The sequence below is a fragment of the Mycobacterium sp. E3198 genome (assembly GCF_001667015.1).
In the GTDB taxonomy this organism is placed as follows: Bacteria; Actinomycetota; Actinomycetes; order Mycobacteriales; family Mycobacteriaceae; genus Mycobacterium.
The window spans coordinates 64,678-84,077 of the sequence record NZ_LZIS01000001.1 but is presented as its reverse complement, the minus strand read 5'-3'; the positions used below and the strand labels follow the sequence as shown (position 1 = coordinate 84,077).

The 19,400-nt window shown below is 69.2% G+C and carries 17 protein-coding genes; 8 read left to right on the top strand and 9 right to left on the bottom strand.

Features of this window, described 5'->3' with window-relative positions:
• Positions 1–17: 17 nt before the first annotated feature.
• Both A5673_RS00380 and A5673_RS00375 read left to right on the top strand, forming a co-directional pair.
• Positions 18–917: a TIGR03619 family F420-dependent LLM class oxidoreductase gene (locus A5673_RS00380; protein WP_068226643.1), complete on the top strand. Its 900-nt coding sequence runs from the start codon at positions 18–20 to the stop codon at positions 915–917.
• Positions 904–1,635: an SDR family NAD(P)-dependent oxidoreductase gene (locus A5673_RS00375; protein WP_068226518.1), complete on the top strand. Its 732-nt coding sequence runs from the start codon at positions 904–906 to the stop codon at positions 1,633–1,635. Before A5673_RS00380 ends, A5673_RS00375 begins: the two co-directional genes overlap by 14 nt.
• Positions 1,636–1,650: 15 nt before the next feature.
• On the opposite strand, the gene A5673_RS00370 is transcribed toward A5673_RS00375, so the two are convergent.
• A complete protein-coding gene (locus A5673_RS00370) occupies positions 1,651–2,562 on the bottom strand; it encodes a diacylglycerol kinase (RefSeq protein WP_068226517.1) in 912 nt (303 codons plus the stop codon).
• Positions 2,559–4,139 carry an FAD-binding oxidoreductase gene (locus A5673_RS00365; protein ID WP_156747744.1) on the bottom strand — a complete coding sequence of 527 codons (1,581 nt, stop codon included), beginning with the start codon at positions 4,137–4,139 and terminating at the stop codon, positions 2,559–2,561. Before A5673_RS00365 ends, A5673_RS00370 begins: the two co-directional genes overlap by 4 nt.
• 47 nt (positions 4,140–4,186) lie before the next feature.
• On the opposite strand from A5673_RS00365, the gene A5673_RS00360 reads away from it, so the two are divergent.
• The 3 genes from A5673_RS00360 to A5673_RS00350 are packed head-to-tail and all read left to right on the top strand — an operon-like array spanning position 4,187 to position 7,822.
• The gene (locus tag A5673_RS00360) at positions 4,187–4,756 is read left to right on the top strand and encodes a TetR/AcrR family transcriptional regulator (RefSeq protein WP_068226515.1); all 570 of its coding nucleotides are present in this window, start codon (positions 4,187–4,189) and stop codon (positions 4,754–4,756) included.
• The gene (locus A5673_RS00355; RefSeq protein WP_369806445.1) at positions 4,753–6,291 is read left to right on the top strand and encodes a glycerol-3-phosphate dehydrogenase/oxidase; all 1,539 of its coding nucleotides are present in this window, start codon (positions 4,753–4,755) and stop codon (positions 6,289–6,291) included. The genes A5673_RS00360 and A5673_RS00355 overlap by 4 nt, the downstream gene beginning before the upstream one ends.
• Positions 6,292–6,310: 19 nt before the next feature.
• The gene (locus A5673_RS00350; RefSeq protein ID WP_068226513.1) at positions 6,311–7,822 is read left to right on the top strand and encodes an FAD-dependent monooxygenase; all 1,512 of its coding nucleotides are present in this window, start codon (positions 6,311–6,313) and stop codon (positions 7,820–7,822) included.
• Between the two features lie 60 nt (positions 7,823–7,882).
• On the opposite strand, the gene A5673_RS00345 is transcribed toward A5673_RS00350, so the two are convergent.
• The 7 genes from A5673_RS00345 to aceE all read right to left on the bottom strand — a co-directional run bounded on the left by A5673_RS00345 (position 7,883) and on the right by aceE (position 17,694).
• On the bottom strand, positions 7,883–9,304 hold the full coding sequence (locus tag A5673_RS00345; protein ID WP_068226512.1) for an acyl-CoA carboxylase subunit beta: 1,422 nt from the start codon (positions 9,302–9,304) through the stop codon (positions 7,883–7,885).
• Between the two features lie 43 nt (positions 9,305–9,347).
• Positions 9,348–10,601, bottom strand: a complete 1,254-nt coding sequence (gene kasB, locus A5673_RS00340) for a 3-oxoacyl-ACP synthase KasB (RefSeq protein ID WP_068226511.1) — start codon at positions 10,599–10,601, stop codon at positions 9,348–9,350.
• Positions 10,602–10,636: 35 nt separating this feature from the next.
• Complete coding sequence (gene kasA / locus A5673_RS00335) at positions 10,637–11,887, bottom strand: 3-oxoacyl-ACP synthase KasA (RefSeq protein WP_068226510.1); 1,251 nt, start codon at positions 11,885–11,887, stop codon at positions 10,637–10,639.
• Complete coding sequence (gene acpM, locus A5673_RS00330; protein WP_003872368.1) at positions 11,884–12,231, bottom strand: meromycolate extension acyl carrier protein AcpM; 348 nt, start codon at positions 12,229–12,231, stop codon at positions 11,884–11,886. Before acpM ends, kasA begins: the two co-directional genes overlap by 4 nt.
• 78 nt (positions 12,232–12,309) lie before the next feature.
• A complete protein-coding gene (locus tag A5673_RS00325) occupies positions 12,310–13,218 on the bottom strand; it encodes an ACP S-malonyltransferase (RefSeq protein WP_068226509.1) in 909 nt (302 codons plus the stop codon).
• A 151-nt stretch (positions 13,219–13,369) separates the two neighbouring features.
• The gene (locus A5673_RS00320; protein ID WP_068226508.1) at positions 13,370–14,686 is read right to left on the bottom strand and encodes a CdaR family transcriptional regulator; all 1,317 of its coding nucleotides are present in this window, start codon (positions 14,684–14,686) and stop codon (positions 13,370–13,372) included.
• 218 nt (positions 14,687–14,904) lie between these two features.
• A complete protein-coding gene (aceE, locus tag A5673_RS00315; RefSeq protein WP_068226507.1) occupies positions 14,905–17,694 on the bottom strand; it encodes a pyruvate dehydrogenase (acetyl-transferring), homodimeric type in 2,790 nt (929 codons plus the stop codon).
• A 104-nt stretch (positions 17,695–17,798) separates the two neighbouring features.
• Between aceE and A5673_RS00310 the strand changes: the two genes are divergently transcribed.
• From A5673_RS00310 to A5673_RS00300, 3 genes are all read left to right on the top strand, one after another.
• The gene (locus A5673_RS00310) at positions 17,799–18,389 is read left to right on the top strand and encodes a hypothetical protein (RefSeq protein ID WP_068226506.1); all 591 of its coding nucleotides are present in this window, start codon (positions 17,799–17,801) and stop codon (positions 18,387–18,389) included.
• 93 nt (positions 18,390–18,482) lie between these two features.
• The gene (locus A5673_RS00305; protein ID WP_068226505.1) at positions 18,483–18,905 is read left to right on the top strand and encodes a DUF3052 domain-containing protein; all 423 of its coding nucleotides are present in this window, start codon (positions 18,483–18,485) and stop codon (positions 18,903–18,905) included.
• Positions 18,905–19,366: a peroxiredoxin gene (locus tag A5673_RS00300; protein WP_068226504.1), complete on the top strand. Its 462-nt coding sequence runs from the start codon at positions 18,905–18,907 to the stop codon at positions 19,364–19,366. Before A5673_RS00305 ends, A5673_RS00300 begins: the two co-directional genes overlap by 1 nt.
• The last annotated feature ends 34 nt before the right edge of the window (positions 19,367–19,400 follow it).

Genomic DNA, 19,400 nt, shown 5'->3' with positions numbered 1-19,400 from the left:
ACCGAAAGGAATCCCTGATGAAGCTTGGTTTTGCACTTCCCATCGTCGGGCCCGCTATCACCGGCGCCGGCGGCCTGAGCGCGTTCTGCCGCGGACTCGAGGACCTCGGTTACGACACACTATGGGTCGGCGACCGCCTGGTCACGCCGGTTGATATGCACAGCACTTACCCGGGCAAGGAGCAGCCGTACCCGCCGCAGATGACCCGCTACCTCGATCCGGTGCTGCTGTGGACGGTCGCCGCCACGGCGACCAGCCGGATCCGGCTGAACTCCAGCACGCTCAGCACCTTCTACTACGAGCCGGTGCACCTGGCCCGGCTGCTGACCACGCTCGACGTGCTGAGCGGCGGCCGCCTCGACGTCGGCGTGGGAGTCGGATGGATGAAGGACGAACACGACATCGCCCGCGGCGCGGACTGGAGCCGGCGCGGGAAGATGCTCGATGACCTACTGGCGTTCCTGCACGAGTGGTGGACGACCACCCCGGTGTCCTGGGAGAGCGAGTTCTTCTCGCTGCCGCCGGTCCATGCCGACCTGCGTCCGGTCCAGGCCGGCGGTCCGCCCATCTGGATCGGCGGCGCCAGTGAGGCCGCGATGCGCCGGGTCGGCCGCAGCGGCACCGGCTGGCTCGGGGTCGAGGGGCTGCAGGACGAGGTCACCGACCACTTGTGGTCGGTCGCGCGCCGTGCGGCGCAGGACGCCGGCCGCGATCCCGACGCGCTGAAGACGGCCATGCGGATCAACCTCGAACCGGGCACGTCGGTTGACTCGGTTGCCGACAGGCTCGCGCGCCTCGCCGGGTCAGGTGTTGATGAGGCGATCGTGGATGCCTTCGCGATGTTCCCCAGCCTTGACCAGTTGCTCGAGTTCGCCGGCCAGGTAATCGCCCGATGGAATGGTCATGGGCAAGCTTGACGGCAAGGTGGCGGTGATCACGGGTGGATCGAGCGGTATGGCGCTGGCCGGTGCGAAGTTGTTCGTCGAACAAGGAGCTCACGTCTTCATCTCGGGTCGGCGGCAGGAAGCGCTGGATGAGGCCGTCAGGCTGATCGGTCCGAATGTGACCGCCGTGCAAGCCGATTCGGCCAACCTGCACGATCTGGACCGTTTGTTCGACGCGGTCAGGCGGGAAAAGGGCGCCATCGACGTGTTGTGGACAAGTGCCGGCACCGGCGAGGAGCGCAAGCTCGGGGAGATCACGGAGCAGCACTTCGATGCCGCATTCGGGCTGAACGCGCGCGGCACGCTCTTCACGGTGCAGAAGGCGTTGCCGCTGTTGCGCGACGGCGCCTCGATCCTCATGACCGGGTCGATCGCGTCGGTGAAGGGCTATCCGTTCTGGAGCGTGTACGCGGCGAGCAAGGCCGCGCTGCACGCCTACGCCCGCGTGTGGGTGGCCGAGTTGAAGGACAGGAGGATCCGGGTCAACCTGCTGACTCCGGGCCAGGTCGACACACCGTTGCTGGAACAGTTGGACCAAAAGACGAAGGCACAGTTCGAGGCATTGATCCCGCGAGGAAAGAACGGCCGCCCCGAGGAGATCGCGACGGTCGCGTTGTTCCTCGCCTCGGACGACTCGAGCTATGTCAACGGTATGGCGTTGATCGTCGACGGCGGCACCACGGCAGTCTGACTGGCGTGCCCGAATTTACGGCCGGACCGGACGCAGGATCTTCAGCGCCGCGGGCACCGCGGAGATCTCGGCGGGCAGCGGGCAGGCGAAGTCGCCGTCGGCGTAGACGTTGATGCCCGGGCATTCGACGTGGATCGTTTTGGCGCGCGCCGTGGTCACCTCGTCGAGGTTGACGTGCGTGCCCTTCATCACGGTGGGGAACAGGCGGACCAGCCTCGTCCGGGACGCCGAGTGGGCCATGGTGATGTCGAGCAGGCCGTCGGTGGGGTCGGCGTGGGGACAGATCAGCAGCCCGCCGCCGTAGCTGCGGGTGTTGCCGAAGGCCGCGAGCGTGATGTCGGCGTCGATCTCCTGGCTGCCGTCCAGCACCAGCCGGAAAGGCAGCAGGCGCAGCTGCGACAGCTCGGCGAGCATCGCGATGTAATAGCGCAACCGCCCGTGCGGCCAGCTCATCCGGTTGGCGCGGTCGGTCACCAGGGAGTCGAAGCCGGTGGCCGCGACGGTGCCGAACCACTTCTCGTTGTCGCCCCACCTGATCCGGCCCAGGTCAATGGTTTCCGTGCGGCCGTCGGCGACGACGTCGGCGGCGGCCGCGGGATCCTTTGTGGGGATGTGGAATTCGCGAGCGTGGTCGTTGCCGGTGCCGGCCGGGACGATGCCGAGCGGGACGTCGGTGCCGGCGAGCACCTGCAGCGCGTTGGAGACGACGCCGTCGCCGCCGGTGACCATGACCGCATCGGTTCCCCGGTCGAGTTCGGCGGCGACGAGGTGGCGCGCGTCTCGCGCGTCGTCGCCGATGATCTCGGTGACCTGCACACCCCGCTCGTGCAGGCGGGCGATCGCGACCTGGGCCGCGCGGATGGCGGCGCCGTGTCCGGAGGCGGGATTGGTCAGCGCGGTGACTTTGCCGACCTCGCGGCGGGTCACGGAATCAGCTTGCCGGGGTTGAGGATTCCGGCCGGGTCGAGCGTCGCCTTGACCGCGCGCAACACCTGGACGCCCAGCTCGCCGACCTCGTCACGCATCCAGGGCCGGTGGTCGGCGCCGACGGCGTGGTGGTGGGTGATGGTCCCGCCGTTGGCGACGATCGCGTCCGACGCGGCCTTCTTGGCGGCCCACCACTGTTCGATCGGGTTGCCCCGCTGCCCGGCGACGATGGTGAAGTAGAGCGAGGCGCCGGTGGGGTAGACGTGCGAGATGTGGCACATCACCAGTGCCGGGGTGCCCGACTCGGCCAGCGCACTCGTAAGCGCCTCGGTGACAGCGGCTTTCAGCGTGGACACATTCGACCAGTCGGTGGCCGTCTCGAGCGTCTCGCAGAGCGCGCCCGCCGACAACAGCGAGTCGCGCAGGTACGGCGCGCCGAACCGGCCGCGCTCCCAGGCCCGCGCCGGCCCCTCGCCCAGCGACGTACCGCCCCGCGCCGCGAGCAGCGCGCCGGTTTCGGCGCGCCGGTGATCGACGTGTTCCTTGGTGCCCTCGAACACGGTGAGCCCCAGGCACCCGCCGGTGATCTGGCTTTCGCCGATCGCCTCGGTGGTGGCCAGGTTGACCCCGGTCTCGACCTCGTCGGAGAGCCGGATGACGGTGGGGCCGGTGCCGTTTTGGGTGACGGCGCGCAGCGCCGCGGCGCCGGTCTCGAAATCGGGGAACGACCACGCCTCGTACGCGACGGCCTCCGGGGTGCGGTGCACACGCAGCCGCACCTCGGTGATGACGCCGAAGGTTCCCTCCGAGCCCAGCAGCAGCTGGCGCAGGTCGGGGCCGGCGGCCGACGCCGGCGCGCGGCCGAGCTCCAGCGTGCCGACCGGGGTGACCATCCGCAGGCCGCGCACCATGTCGTCGAACCGGCCGTAGCCCGCCGAGTCCTGGCCCGACGAGCGCGTCGCGGCGAACCCGCCGATGGTGGCGTATTCGAAGCTTTGCGGGAAATGCCCGAGCGAAAAACCGCGCGCGCCGAGCAGGCGTTCGGCGTCCGGCCCGGTGACGCCGGCGCCGAGGGTGGCCTGGCCGGACACCTCGTCGAGCTCGATGAGCTGGTCGAAGCGGCGTAGGTCGAGCGACACCACGGCGTCGAACTCGCCGCGGGTGGGATCGAGGCCGCCGACCACGTTGGTGCCCCCGCCGAACGGGACCACGGCGATGCGGTGCTCGGAACAGTACCGCAGGACCGCGGCGACGGCGTCGTCGTCCCCGGGCAGCAGCACGGCGTCGGGCGCGTCCTGGACGCCGGCGTCCCGGCGTCGCAGCAGGTCGAGGGTGGATTTGCCGCCGGCGCGCAGCAGCCGGTCGCGGTCGTCGGTGCGGCAGTACCCGGCGCCTACGATGCCGGCCAGGGCGTCTTTGTCGGCCGCCGACAGCGCCGAGGGGCGCAGCCTCACCTCGTCGGCGTCGATCTCGGGTGTGTCCGAATCCTGCAGGCCCACAGCCTGTTTCAGCAAGTTGCGGATGCCCTCCGAGAGGGGCTTCGCCGCGGCGGGATCCCCCCACGCGTTCCATTTCATCGGCGGGAGGAGTTCCTCGGCGTGCGTCATGCGTTACAGTATTACACATGCTGTCAATCAGTAACGCTCCGGCGGATACCGGCGACCGGATCCTGGCGGCGGCGGCCAGCTGTGTGGTCGATTTCGGGGTGGACCGGGTGACCCTGGCGGAGATCGCGCGTCGCGCGGGCGTCAGCCGGCCGACGGTGTACCGCCGCTGGCCGGACACCAAGTCGATCGTGGCGGCGCTGCTCACCCGGCACATCACCGGCGTGATGCGCGACGCCCCGCTGCTCGGCGACGACCGCGAATCGCTGGTGCGACAGATCGTCACGGTGGCCGACCTGCTGCGCCGCGACGACCTGGTGATGTCGGTACTGCATTCGGAGCTGGCGCCGATCTACATCACCGAACGCCTCGGGGCCAGCCAGCAGATGCTGATCGACGCCCTGGCCGAGCGGCTCCGCGCGGCCCAGCGCCACGGCAGCGTCCGCGCCGGGGATCCGCTGCAGATGGCCACCATGGTGTTGCTGATCGCCCAGTCGACCATCCAGTCCGAGCGGATCGTCCGGCCGATCCTGGACGCCGACGCGCTGGCCGCCGAACTCGCCTACTCGCTGAACGGATACCTCTCGTGAACCTTTCCGCCCTGAACGCCGCGCGCCGCACCGCCGACCTGACCGCCCTGGCCGACGGCGCGCCGCTGGACGTCGTGGTGATCGGCGGCGGCATCACCGGCGCCGGGATCGCGCTGGACGCCGCCGCGCGCGGCCTGCGGGTGGCGCTGGTGGAGAAGCACGACCTGGCGTTCGGCACCAGCCGATGGAGTTCCAAGCTGGTGCACGGCGGCCTGCGCTACCTGGCGAGCGGGAACGTCGGCATCGCCCGGCGCAGCGCCGTCGAGCGCGGAATCCTGATGACGCGCAACGCCCCTCATCTCGTGCACGCGATGCCGCAGTTGGTCCCGCTGCTGGGATCGATGAGCCGCGGCAAGCGCGCGCTGGTGCGCGCCGGGTTCCTGGCCGGCGACGGGTTGCGGGCGCTGGCGGGTACGCCGTCGTCGGTGCTGCCGCGGTCGCGGCGGGTGTCGGCGCAACGCGTCGTTCAGATGGCGCCCACGGTGCGACGCGACGGGCTCGACGGCGGCTTCCTGGCGTACGACGGTCAACTGATCGACGACGCCCGGCTGGTGACCGCGGTCGCGCGCACCGCGGCGCAGCACGGCGCCCGAATCCTGACCTACGTCGCGGCGTCCGAGGCGACGGGCACCTCGGTGCGATTGACTGATCAGCGCACCCGGCAGTCGTTCGACGTGTCGGCCCGCGCGGTGATCAACGCGGCGGGCGTGTGGGCGGCCGAGATCGACGATTCATTGCGGCTGCGGCCCAGCCGCGGGACGCACCTCGTCTTCGACGCCCAAGCGTTCGGGAATCCCACTGCGGCCCTTACGGTTCCGATCCCCGGCGAGCTCAACCGCTTCGTGTTCGCGATGCCCGAGCAGCTGGGCCGGGTCTATTTGGGCCTGACCGACGAGGACGCGCCCGGCCCGATCCCCGACGTGCCGCAACCGTCCGGCGACGAGATCGCGTTCCTGCTCGACACGGTGAACACCGCGTTGGGGACTGCGCTCGGCACGGCCGACGTGCTCGGCGCCTACGCCGGCCTGCGCCCGCTGATCGACACGGGCGAAGGCCGCACCGCGGACGTGTCGCGCGAGCACGCCGTCATCGAGGCGCCGTCCGGCGTCATCAGCATCATCGGCGGCAAGCTGACCGAATACCGGTACATGGCCGAGGACGTCGTGGACTTCGCCGTGGGGCGGCGGGGATTGCGCGCGGCGGACTGCCGCACCCGCGACCTGCCGTTGATCGGGGCGCCGGCGAACCCGGGGCCTTCGGGTGGCGCGACGGCGGGACTGCCCGCGTCGCTGGTGGCACGGTACGGCGTCGAGGCGTTCGGCGTCGTCGCGAACGCGACGTGCGACCGCCCGGCCGAGCCGGTCGCCGAGGGCATCGACGTGACCCGGGCGGAATTCGAGTACGCGGTGACGCACGAGGGCGCGCTGGACGTCGACGACATCGTGGACCGGCGGACGCGCATCGGCCTGGTGGCGGGGGACCGCGAGCGCGTGGTCGGCGTGGCGGAGGAGTTTGTGGGTCGCTTTGTGAAGTGACAGTCGCTATCATTTTGGTGTGACTTCCATATTGAGGGTGCCGGTACTGGTGGTGGGCGCGGGCGCGGGCGGGCTGGCGACGTCGGTGTTGCTCGCCCAGCACGGGATTCGCTCGCTGCTGGTCGAAAAGCGGCGCGAGGTGTTCATCTACCCGAAGGCCCGCAACCTGAGCTTCCGGAGTTTGGAGATCCTGCGCGGCCTCGGCCTCAGCGACCAGGTGCACGCCGTCGCCGATCACGTGTCGGCGATGACGGTCAAGCCGGCCCTGAACAGCCCGGACGAACGGCAGGCCATCGACATCGACGCGATCTTCGCGGGCATGGACAAGCTCAGCCCCGAGCCCGCCGCGCAGTACTGCCCGCAAAGTCACCTGGAGCCGATGCTGCTCGCCGAAACCCGTCGGCGCGGCAGCGAAGTGCGCTACGGGACGGAGCTATCCTCGCTCGACGTCGACGACGACGGCGTCACCGCGGTGCTGGACGGGTCTGAAACCGTCCGCGCCGACTATCTCGTCGCCGCCGATGGCGTGCACAGCCCGATCCGGAACCGGCTGGGCATCAACACCTCTGGATACGGCGCGCTGCCGATCTATGTCGTGTTCGTCTACTTCCGTGCGCCGTGGCGACGGCTGGTCCCGCAGCTGGACGATGGCGATGCCGTGCAGGTGAAAAACGCCGATGTGGACGGCATTTTCCTGGTGGCCAAGGGCGATCTCGGCATGTTCATCACGACGGCGCAGCAGTTCGCGCCCGACCGCTGTCTCGATTTACTCACCAAGGCGTTCGGCGAGCCGCTGGACACCGAGATCATCGAGGTCGCTGCGTGGCAGCCGTACGAACAGGTGGCCGACCAATTCCGTTGTGGTCGAGTCTTTCTCGTTGGCGATTCGGCGCACACCATGCCGCCGTTCAAGGCCGGGGGAGCCAACACCGCCATCCAGAGCGCGCACAACCTGGCCTGGAAGCTGGCCGCGGTGTTGGACGGGAGCGCCGGGCCGGGGCTATTGGATACCTACCATGACGAGCGTCATCCGGTGGGGCGCTTCGTGGCCCGGCAGTCGCTGACCGGCCCGAGCCTGGCCGTGTTTCCCGCGAACGACTACCGGCCGCAACTGCCGGCCGACGAAGAATGCCCGATGTTCAACCTGCTCATCGGCTACCGATACCGTTCGGCGGCGGTGTTGTCCGACGAGCCGGGCGGGCTGCTGGTGGACGAGTTGCGCGGGCAGCCCGGCACCCGGGTCCCGCACGTGTGGGTGCGCGACGGCGTCTCGACGCTCGACCTGCTGGGGCCGGGGTTCACTCTGCTGACCGGCGACGAGCGCTGGCGTACCGCCGCGGCTGCGCTATCGGTTGCCGCGCAGTGCATCCGGAGCGAGGAGTGGGCCTCGATTACCGGGCTCGCCCCCGAAGGGGCGCTCTTGGTTCGCCCGGACGATTTCGTCGGCTGGCGCTGCGAGGGCCTGCCGGGTGACCCGGAGGGTCAGTTACGCCAAGCGCTCTCGGCGATTCTCGGTCAACCGCGAGCGTAACCCCACCGCGATTTCTGGCGCGATTTTTCGCAGTGAGGTTACGCTCGCAGGCTCACGAAATTACAGCGGGATGTTCTTGTGGCGGCCGCGGCGTGTCGGCGCCTGGGCCAGCGCCTCGGTGAGCTTGCTGCGCGTGTGCGCGGGGTCGATCTTCTCGTCGACCACGCCGATCTCGATGGCGCTGTCGACGCCGCCGGCGATCCGCTCGTGCTCGGCGGCCAGCTCGTCGTGCAGCGCCTCGCGCTCGTGCTCGGGCGCGGCGGCCAGCTTCTTCTTGTGCAGAATCCCCACCGCGGCCTTGGCGCCCATCACCGCGACCTCTGCGTCCGGCCAGGCGAACACCTTGGTCGCATTGAGCGAACGGGAGTTCATCGCAATGTAGGCCCCGCCGTAGGTCTTCCGGGTGACCAGCGTGACGCGCGGCACGGTGCACTCACCGAACGCGTGCAGCAGCTTGGCGCCGCGGCGCACCACGCCGCCCCATTCCTGGTCGACGCCCGGCAGGTAACCCGGCACGTCGACGACCACGATCAGCGGGATCCCGAATGCGTCGCACAGCCGCACGAAACGCGCTGCCTTCTCGGCGCTTTCGGAGTTCAGGCAGCCGCCGAGGCGCAGCGGGTTGTTGGCCAGCACGCCGACCGTGCGGCCGGACAGCCGGCCCAGCCCGACCACCATCGACGGCGCCCAGTTGGCCTGGAACTCGTCGAACGGCGTGTCGGAGTCGAGGATCGCGGTCACGATCGGGTGCACGTCGTAGGCCCGCCGCGCCGACTCGGGCAGCAGCGCGTGGATGTCGGTGTCGCCGGCCTCGGCCTTGCTGCGGTCGAAATGGCCCTGCTGGCAGAACAATCCGACCAGCCGGCGGCCGCGCTCGTAGGCGTCGAGTTCGTCGTCGGCGACGATGTGGCACACCCCGGACTTCTTGTGGTGGGTCTCCGGGCCGCCGAGCGAGGCCATGTCGACGTCCTCGCCGGTCACGCTGCGCACCACGTCGGGGCCGGTGACGAACACCCGGCTCTCCGGCGCCATCACGATGACGTCGGTCAGCGCGGGCCCGTAAGCGGCGCCGCCGGCGGCGAAACCGACCACCACCGAGACCTGCGGGATGTAGCCCGACGCCCGAATCATCGCCTCGAACACGGTGCCGACCGCGTGCAGCGCCTTGACGCCCTCGGCCAACCGCGCCCCGCCGGAGTGCCAGATACCCACGATCGGGCTCTGCTCCTCGATGGCGGTGTCGTAGGCGTCGACGATGTGCTGGCAGCCCTCGGTGCCCATCGCACCGCCCATCACGGTCCCGTCCGTGCAGAACGCGATGGTGCGCACCCCGTTCACGGACCCCGCGGCGGACAGCACGCCGGAGCGGTCGCGCTCGTGCAGGAGCTCCACGGTGCCGTCGTCGAAGAAGTTGCTCAGACGCAGCAACGGGTCCCGGGGGTCGAGCGACTCACCAACCGACGCGGGGGCCATGATCGTCATCGCAGGTCTCCTGTTCCGAGTGTGCTCGCCAATGAAGGCGGGGTCAGTACCGCCCGAAGGCGAGTGCGACGTTGTGGCCGCCGAATCCGAACGAGTTGTTGATCGCGTACTTGTAGTCGCCCGCGCGCGGCTTGCCCGCCACCACGTCCAAATCGATCTCCGGATCGAGGTTTTCCAGGTTCAGTGTCGGGGGAACCACCTGGTCGCGCAACGCGAGCACGGTCAGGATCGACTCCACCGCACCGACCGCACCCACCGAGTGACCCAGCGCTGCCTTGGGGGCATACACGGCCGGCTGGTGGCCGCCGAGTGCCTTGTTGATGGCGCGGCTTTCGGCGACGTCGCCCACCGAGGTGCCGGTGGCGTGGGCGTTGATGTGGTCGATGTCCTTGGGAGACAGGCCCGCCAGCTGAATCGCCCGGGCCATCGCGTGCCCGGCGCGTTCGCCGTTGGGGTCCGGGGCGACCATGTGGTAGCCGTCGGAGGTGATGCTGGCCCCCATCAAGCGCGCCAGGATGTTGGCGCCGCGGGCCTTGGCGTGCTCCTCGGTCTCGATGACCATGAGCGCGCCGGCCTCACCAAAGACGAAGCCGGTCCGGTCCCGGTCGAAGGGGCGGCAGGCGCCCACCGGGTCGTCGTTCTTGGTCGACATCACGATCCGCATCTGGGCGAACGCGGCGATCGGCACGGCCTCGATCTTGGTCTCCACGCCGCCGCAGATGGCGATGTCGGCCTCGCCGAACACGATGTTGCGCCATGCCTGGGCGATGCCCTCCGAACCCGACGCACACGCCGAAACCGGTGTGATCACACCGGCTTTGGCGTGCCGTTCCAGACCCACCGCCGCGGCGGCGCCGTTGGGCATGTACTTCTGCACGCCCAGCGGCGAGACGGCCCTGAGGCCACGGGCGCGCATGTCGTCGTAGCTGAAGACCATTTCCTCCGACGAACCCATCCCCGTGCCGATGGACACCATCAGCCGGTTGAGGTCGACCTCGGGCGAGCCGGCGTTCTCCCACACCCGTCGGCCCAGGATGGTCGACATCCGTTGCAGGTAGCCCGTCCGGCGCAGCTCGATGCGCGTCAGCTGACTGTCGAACTCTTCCAACAGGTGTCCGCCGATGCGCACCGGGAGGTCGAACTCCTCGACGAACGGGTCCTCGAGGACGCGGATGCCGCTCTGGCCGTCCTGCAACAGCTTCCAGGTGTTCTCGGCGTCGGTCGCCAGAGCGGTCGTCATGGCAATGCCGGTGACGACGACATTCGGGAGCGTTTTCCCGGTAACCAGCTCTGTCATGGGTCTTGCGAAAGTTCCTTCCGTGCTGTCCGGCTCTAGTAACGCCCGAACGCGAGCGCCACGTTGTGGCCGCCGAACCCAAACGAGTTGTTGATCGCGTAACGGAATTCGCCGTAGCGCGGTTCGCCCGCGACCACGTCGAGGTCGATCTCAGGGTCCGGTGTCTCGTAGTTGAGGGTGGGCGGTATCACGCCGTCCCGAAGGCTCAATACCGTCAAAACAGATTCCAGCGCACCGACGGCGCCGATGGAGTGGCCCAGCGCCGACTTCGGCGCGTAGACCGCGGCCTGCTCGCAGCCGGCCACCCGGATGGCGTTGGCCTCGGCGCTGTCACCGATCGGTGTGGCCGTCCCGTGCGCGTTGATGTGGTCAATGTCCTTGGCGGACAAGCCCGCCAGCTCCAGCGACCTCGTCATCGCGCGGCCGGCGCGCACGCCGTCCGCCGCGGGCGCCACCATGTGGAAGGCGTCCGACGTGATGCCGGCGCCCATCAGCCGGGCCAGCGGCTTGGCGCCGCGGGCCTTGGCGTGCTCCTCGGTCTCGATGATCATCAGCGCCCCGGCCTCGCCGAACACGAAGCCGTCGCGGTCCTTGTCGAACGGGCGTGAGGCACGCTCGGGCTCGTCGTTGCGGGTCGACATGGCGCGCATCATCGAGAACGCCGCGATGGGCAGCGCCTCGATGGGGCCCTCCACGCCGCCGCAGACGGCGACATCGGCGTCGCCCATCACGATCTGACGCCACGCATGCGCGATCGCTTCCGAGCCCGACGAACAGGCCGACACCGGGGTCATCACGCCGGCGCGGGCGCCGAGCTGCAGACCCACCACGGCAGCGGCGCCGTTGGGCATGATCATCTGAACGGCGAGCGGCGACACCTTGCGGGGCCCGCCCTCGTTCATCAGGTCATAGCTCTCGATCACCCGCTCCGCGCCACCCAGGCCGGTGCCGACCACGACAGTGAAGCGGTCCGGATCGACCTCGGGATTGCCAGCGCTCTCCCAGAGCTGGCCGGACAGCAACTTGCTCATCCGCTGGACATAGGACATGCGGCGCAGGTCGAGCCTGCCCATGTGGTTGTCGACGGGCTCCTTGAGGTGTCCACCGATCTTGACGGGTAGGTCCCACTTGGTGACGAACTCGTCCTCGAGTACGCGGATCCCGCTCTCGCCGGCCAACAAGCCCTTCCACGTGCTCTCGATGTCCGGCGCGAGCGATGTCGTCGCCGTGACGGCGGTTACCACAACGCTGGGGTAACCGCCATTGGCAGTGGAAGGCTTGGTCACTTGCTGTCCGCTTCCAGCCTCGCCTTGACGTTGGCGACGGCTTCGGGGTTCTCGGTCTCCAGCTTGGCGCGCAGCGCCTCGGCGGCCTCGGGGTTCTCTTCCTCGAGCTTCTGGATGTAGGCGACCACGTCACCGACGGTGCGCAGACCGGCGAGGTCCTCGTCGGGGATCTTGACGCCGTACTTGTCCTCGGTCTGCACCGCGATCTCGACCATCGACAGCGAGTCGATGTCCAGGTCGTCGACGAACGACTTCTCCGGGGTGACCTCGGACGGCTCGATACCGGTCACCTCTTCGATGATCTCGGCAATACCGGCAATGATTTCTTCCTGACTGACGGCCACGGCCTATTCCCTTCGTAATGTGTTGTGTGCAAATCGGATTGACGTTTGCAGTTGTTATTTGCTCTGGCAGCGGGCGGTTTAGAGGCTCGCCAACTCGTCCAGATCTGCGGGTGACTTGACGGCACGCGCCGTAACCCCCCGAAGTTCGCGTTTGGCGATGCCGGTGAGCGTCCCCGCCGGGGGAAACTCCACGATCGCCGTGACGTTGCGTTCACGCAGCGTTGCGGTGCACAGGTCCCAGCGCACCGGCTGGGTCAGCTGGGCGACCAGGGTGTCCATCGCGGCCGCCGCCGAGGCGACGGGCTTGCCGTCGCGGTTGGACAGCAGCGTGGCGGTGGGCTCGGCGGTCACGACGGCGGCCGCCGCCGCGGCGTAGCCGTCCAGGGCCGGGGCCATGTACTTGGTGTGGAACGCCCCGGCCACGCCGAGCGCGCGCACCCGCGCCTTGGCCGGCGGGTCCTCGGCGAGCTTCTCCAGCGACGACAGCGGGCCCGCGGCCACGATCTGGCCGGGCGCATTGCGGTTGGCGGGGAACAGCTCGAGCTCCTCGAGGCGGCTCAGCACCTCGGCCTCGTCGCCGCCGAGCACCGCGGACATGCCGGTCGGCTCCAGGGCGCAGGCCTTGGCCATTTCCGCGCCGCGGGTGGCGGCCAGCGCGACGGCGTCGTCGGCGGCCACCACCCCGGCGATCGCGTAGGCCGCGATCTCCCCGACGGAGTGGCCCGCGACGACCAGGTCCTTATCGGACAGCAGGCCGCGACGGGTCAGCTCCTGGTGCGCGAGCAGCGTGTTGGCGACGACCAGCGGCTGCGTCACCGCGGTGTCGGTGATTTCCTCGGTCGACGCGGCGGTGCCCAGCCGCACCAGGTCCAGGCCACTGGCCTTCGACCACAGCGCGAGCTGGTCGGCGGCGCCTGGCAGCTCGAGCCACGGCGACAGCATCCCCTCCGTCTGCGACCCTTGTCCGGGCGCAAGCAATGCGATCACGTGTTTAAGAGAACACTGTGGAAACGGTTTTGGCGGGTGTAACAGATTATGAACCTCGTCTTAGGTTTTTGTGGACACCTTACAAAACCGCTCGGTAAGCGATGTTTTTGATACCGGGGCGCGACCTGTTGGCTAAATCACTGCCACCCGGTCAGCCCGCGGCACCGCTCCTGACCGGCAGGGGAACGGGCGCGACCGTGTTGGCGGCGACGCTGGCCGACGCCGTCGGGTAGTTGAGTTGACCCACCGTCGAGGCCACACGCAGCACGTATGCGTCGCGCGGCTGGGTGGGATCGCGCCCGGTGAAGTCGGTGATGCGCTTGAGCCGGTAGCGCACCGTGTTTGGATGAACGAACAACTTTCTGGCACAAGCCTCAATCGCGCCGCCACAATCTAAGTAAGCGTCAAGAGTTTCGATCAGCGTCGGCCCGGCGTCGGACAGCGGCCCCATCACATCGGTGTGCAGCGCCACGATCGCCGAGGCGTCGCCCATCAGGGCCCGTTCGGGCAGCAGCTCCCGGGCCAGCACGGGCCGTGGCGCGCCGCGCCAGCCGGCGACTGCGTTCATCCCGGATATCGCCTCGCTGGCGCTGTGGTAGGCCGCGGTCAGCATGGGCGCCGTGGGCCCGATGACCACCGGGCCGTCGGCAAACGCGTTCAACAGGTCGTCCAGGAATTTATCGGTCAGTGACAACTGGCCCGACACGATCGCGACCAGCCAGGTGCCGTGCACGTCGGTGAGCGCCGCCCGGCCGTGGCGCGCGGCGATGTCGCGGACGTCCTGGCTGGCCCGCTGGCTGCCGACCTCGCCGTCCGGCTCGTCCCGACCGGCAGCGGGGATCCCGACCACCACCGTCGCCGGCGCGGTGGTGTCCCAGTTGAGGGCGGCCGCCCGGGACAACAGCTCCGGGCCGGTGTCGCCGCGCACCACCGCGTCGACGACGCTGGCCTCCATCCGGCTGTCCCAGGTGCCGCGCGCCTCGGCGGCATCGGCGTAGGACGAGGCGGCGGTGAACGCCAGGTCGCGGCTGTACTTCAGGACGCCGACCGTCAGGGCGGTCAATTGCTCCTCCGAGCGCGCCACCAGGGGCAGCACCTCCTCGAAGAACTCCATCGTCACGCGGACCATGTCCACGCTGTGCCGCAGCGCGATCCGGCGGGCCAGGTCCTGGGGCACCAGCTCGAAGGCCTGCGCGGTGTAGCTGACGTTGCTGTGCGGGTCCTGCATCCACTCGACGAAGTTGTTGATCGCCGTCTGCACCACCAGCGCCACGCTGGCCCGCTGGGAGGCCTCCAGGTCGGCGAAGAACGGCAGCCGGTCCTGCATGACCGAGACGGCCTCGGTGGCCAGCCGCCCGGAGTACTGCTTGAGCCGGCGCAGCACCGATTCCGGCACGTGGTCCAGCAGTTCCAGCGGCGACCTGGGCCGTGACGCCGCGAACGGACCGGCGAAGGCGTTGTCGTTCACGCCTAAAACCTACGCCAGAATTTGGAACTTTTCGCCAAGGCGACGGGGGTGTTGCCGGCGTGGCCCGCGCGAGCGTCACGCCAGCGTGGCGTTCGCCGCCCAGCGCCACGCTGGCGTGACGTTCGGCGGGCGGGGCGGGGCGGCCGTGAGCGTGAAGTTAGCTTTACGCTCGGCGCCCAGCGTGAAGCTAACTTCACGTTCGGCGCAAGGGTGCGAAGTCAGGCCACGCCGGGGTCGGAGGTCTGCTCGGGCGCGGCCAGCACGTCGTCGATGCGGTACTGGCGCGCCGCCGCGCGCGGCACCGACGGGTCGATCTCGCCGTCGCGCGCCAGCGCCTCGAGCACCGCGACCACCTGCGACTCGGCGTCGGTGTTGAAGTAGCGCCGCGCGGCGGGCCGGGTGTCGGAGAAGCCGAACCCGTCGGTGCCGAGCGTGACGAAGGTGTTCGGCATCCACGGCCGGATCTGCTCGGGCACGCCCCGCATCCAGTCGGACACGGCGATCACCGGGCCGGCGGCGCCCTCGAGGGCCCGGGTGACGTATGGGGTGGCGGCCGGCTGGTCCGGGTGGCGCAGCCTGGCCCGCTCGACGCCCACGCCGTCGCGGTTCAGTTCCCCCCAGCTGGTCACCGACCACACGTCGGCGGCCACGTCCCACTCGGCGGCCAGCATGTCGGCGGCCTGCAGCGCCGACGGCATGGCCACCCCCGACGCCAGGATCTGCGCCTTGTTGGTGCGCTGCTCGGTGGCGGCGCGGTAGCGGTAGATGCCGCGCAGCACGCCCTCGGGATCGAAGTTGTCCGGCTCCGGCGGCTGCGGGTAGGGCTCGTTGTAGATGGTGATGTAGAAGAACACGTTCTCCGGGTTCTCCCCGAACATGCGGGCCAGCCCGCTCTCCACGATGTAGGCGATCTCGAAGGCGAACGCCGGGTCGTAGGACACCACCGCCGGGTTGGTGGCGGCCAGCAGCAGCGAGTGGCCGTCGGCGTGCTGCAGGCCCTCGCCGGTCAGCGTGGTGCGCCCCGCCGTCGCCCCGAGCAAAAAGCCGCGCGCCATCTGGTCGGCCGCGGCCCACAGGCCGTCGCCGGTGCGCTGGAACCCGAACATCGAATAGAAGATGTAGATCGGGATCATCGGCTCGTTGTGCGTCGCGTACGACGTGCCGGCCGCGACGAAGGACCCCACCGACCCCGCCTCGTTGATGCCCTCGTGCAGGATCTGGCCGACTTCGCTTTCCTTGTAGGCCAGCATCAGATCGGCGTCGACGGCGGTGTAGAGCTGGCCCAGGCGGTTGTAGATCTTCAGCGACGGGAACCACGAGTCCATGCCGAAGGTGCGCGCCTCGTCGGGAATGATCGGCACGATGCGCGGGCCAACTTCCTTGTCCCGCAACACCTCCTTGAACGTCCGCACGGTCGCCATGGTGGTCGCGACCTCCTGGGTCCCCGACCCCTTCTTCAGGGCTGCGTAGATGTCGCGGCCGGGAAGCTTGAGCGCCTTGGCCTTGGTGCGCCGTTCGGGCAGGAAGCCGCCGAGGGTCCGGCGACGGTCGAGCATGTACCGGATCTCCGGGGCGTCGGAGCCGGGATGGTAGTAGGGCGGCAGGTAGGGATTCTCGTCCAGCTGGGCGTCGCTGATCGGGATCCGCATGGAATCGCGGAAGTGCTTGAGGTCTTCCAGCGCAAGCTTTTTCATCTGGTGCGTGGCGTTGCGGCCCTGGAAGTGCGCGCCCAGGGAGTAGCCCTTGATGGTCTTGGCCAGGATGACGGTCGGCTGGCCCTTGTGGTCGATGGCGGCGCGGTAGGCCGCGTAGACCTTGCGGTAGTCGTGCCCGCCGCGCTTGAGGTTCCAGATTTCGGAGTCCGTCATGTGCTCGACGAGCGCCTTGGTGCGGGGGTCGCGGCCGAAGAAGTGGTCGCGCACGTACGCGCCGTCGTTGGCCTTGTAGGTCTGGTAGTCGCCGTCGGGCGTGGTGTTCATCAGGTTGACCAGCGCGCCGTCCTTGTCGGCGTGCAGCAGCGCGTCCCACTCGCGGCCCCAGACCACCTTGATGACGTTCCAGCCGGCGCCGCGGAAGAACGACTCCAGCTCCTGGATGATCTTGCCGTTGCCGCGCACCGGCCCGTCGAGGCGCTGCAGGTTGCAGTTGATCACGAAGGTCAGGTTGTCCAGGCCCTCGAGCGCCCCCACGTGGGCCAGCCCGCGACTCTCCGGCTCGTCCATCTCGCCGTCGCCCAAAAAGCACCACACGTGCTGGTCGGAGGTGTCCTTGATGCCTCGGTCGTGCAGGTAGTGGTTGAACCGGGCCTGATAGATCGCGTTGAGCGGGCCCAGGCCCATCGACACGGTGGGGAATTCCCAGAAGTCGGGCATCAGCCGCGGGTGCGGGTAGGAGGGCAGCCCGCCGCCGGCGTGGCTGTGTTCCTGGCGGAAGCCGTCGAGCCGGTCCTCGCTGAGCCGGCCCTCGAGGAAGGCGCGCGCGTAGATGCCGGGGGAGGCGTGGCCCTGGATGAACACCTGGTCCCCGCCGCCGGGATGCGACTTGCCGCGGAAGAAGTGGTTGAAGCCGACCTCGTAGAGCGCCGCGGACGAGGCGTAGGTCGAAATGTGGCCGCCCACGCCGATTCCCGGCCGCTGGGCGCGGTGCACCATGATCGCGGCGTTCCAGCGGATCCACGCCCGGAAACGGCGCTCGACGTCCTCGTCGCCGGGGAACCACGGCTCCAGTTCGGTCGGGATGGTGTTGACGTAGTCGGTCGACGTCAGCGCCGGGATGGTGACCCGCTTCTCGCGGGACCGCTCCAGCAGCCGCAGCATCAGGTAGCGGGCCCGCGCGGGCCCGGAGCGCTCCAGCATCTCGTCGAAGGACTCGAGCCACTCCGACGTCTCGTCGGAGTCGATGTCGGGCAGGTAGGAAGCGACGCCCTCGCGGATCACCCGAACGCGGTCGGGTTCGCTTGCGCTGCTGGGGGATTTGGCCAGATCGTGGCGCGCGAACTCCGTGGTCAACTTCCGCTCCTGTAATCGGCTGCGTCTTGTCCTCCTATCGTGCCGCACCGAGGTTTCGGGCGGGTAGCCGCGCCCGCAATCGGCACCCGGTAACGTCAGCAACCGTGCTCATCGGATGGCGTGCCGTCCCTCGCGCGCACGTGGGGGATTTCCCGCGGCGGGGCGCGCTGGCGCTCGGCTGTGTCGCGGTGCTGGCTATGGGGATCGTCGGGTGTACCAGCGTCACCAACGGCAAGGCCACGCCCGACACCAACGTCGCCCCGGCGTACCGGCAGTCGGTGTCCGCGTCGGTGTCGGCCTCCTCGGCCACGTCGCGCGTCAAGGAGTCGCAGCGCCAGCAATCGCTGACGACCCGGGCCGTGCGCACCTCGTGTGACACGTTGGCCAACTCGGCCAAGGACGCGATCGACAAGGTGAACGCCTACGTCGCGGCGTTCAACTCCGGCCGCAGCACCGGCCCGGCCGAGGGCCCGGCGATCGGCGCGCTCAACGACAGCGCCAGCACGGTGTCCAACAGCTTCAACGATGCGCTGTCCCAGCAGCTGAAGGACGCGTTCAACGCCTACGTCGACGCGGCGCGCGCGGTGGCCAACGCCATCGGGACGCACGCGTCGATCGCGGAGTTCAACAGCCGGGTCGACCAGCTCAACGACACCAAGACGAAGGCGCTGAAACTCTGCCTGGCATCCTTCTGAGGCACCTGATGAGGTACGGGTATGGACCGCGTTGCAGCTGTGCGACGATAATCCCCATCGCACGGTGCGCGGACGGAATAAGGAGGGTCCACGGTGGTCGCGGCGGATGACGCCTCGAGCTTCGCTCGCAAACTGGGCATCCAACGGGACCAAGTCGTGCAGGAGTGGGGCTGGGACGAGGACTCCAACGACGACATCCGGGCCGCGGTCGAGGAAGCGTGCGGCAGTGAGTTGCTCGACGAAGACAGCGACGAGGTCATCGACGTCGTGCTGTTGTGGTGGCGCGACGGCGACGGCGACCTGGTGGACACCCTGATGGACGCGATCAGCCCGCTGGCCGAGGACGGCGTGATCTGGGTCCTGACGCCCAAGACCGGCAAGCCCGGCCACGTGCTGCCCGCCGAGATCGCCGAGGCGGCCCCGACCGCCGGCCTGATGCCGACCTCGTCGGTGAACCTCGGCGACTGGGCCGCCAGCCGGCTGGTGCAGCCCAAGTCGCGGACCGGGAAGCGTTGATGCTGCCCGTCGGCGCAGACGCCCCCGACTTCACCTTGCGCGACCAGAACCAGCAGCCCGTCACCCTGAGCTCGTTTCGCGGCGCCAAGAACGTCCTGCTGGTGTTCTTCCCGCTGGCCTTCACCGGGATCTGCCAGGGCGAGCTGGACCTGCTGCGCGACCACCTGCCGGAGTTCGAGAACGACGACAGCGTGGCGATGGCGATCTCGGTGGGCCCGCCGCCCACGCACAAGATCTGGTCGCTCGAGAGCGGGTTCATGTTCCCGGTGCTCTCCGATTTCTGGCCGCACGGCGAGGTCAGCCAGGCCTACGGCGTGTTCAACGCCGACGCCGGCTACCCCAATCGCGGCACCTTCGTCGTCGACCGATCCGGGATAATTCGCTTCGCCGAGATGAAGCAGCCCGGCGAGTCCCGCGACCAGCGGCTCTGGCTCGACGCGCTGGCGGCTTTGCGGGCCTGAATTTTGGGTGCGCTGCCCGTCGGCGTGTAGCCTG

What these genes read in the sequence shown, in the direction of transcription:
- A5673_RS00375 (WP_068226518.1), top strand. Translation starts at nt 904, where the DNA reads ATGGGCAAGCTTGACGGCAAGGTGGCGGTGATCACGGGTGGATCGAGC.
- A5673_RS00365 (WP_156747744.1), bottom strand. Translation starts at nt 4,139, where the DNA reads ATGAAATGGAACGCGTGGGGGGATCCCGCCGCGGCGAAGCCCCTCTCG.
- A5673_RS00380 (WP_068226643.1), top strand. Translation starts at nt 18, where the DNA reads ATGAAGCTTGGTTTTGCACTTCCCATCGTCGGGCCCGCTATCACCGGC.
- A5673_RS00300 (WP_068226504.1), top strand. Translation starts at nt 18,905, where the DNA reads ATGCTGCCCGTCGGCGCAGACGCCCCCGACTTCACCTTGCGCGACCAG.
- A5673_RS00345 (WP_068226512.1), bottom strand. Translation starts at nt 9,304, where the DNA reads ATGACGATCATGGCCCCCGCGTCGGTTGGTGAGTCGCTCGACCCCCGG.
- A5673_RS00360 (WP_068226515.1), top strand. Translation starts at nt 4,187, where the DNA reads ATGCTGTCAATCAGTAACGCTCCGGCGGATACCGGCGACCGGATCCTG.
- kasB (WP_068226511.1), bottom strand. Translation starts at nt 10,601, where the DNA reads ATGACAGAGCTGGTTACCGGGAAAACGCTCCCGAATGTCGTCGTCACC.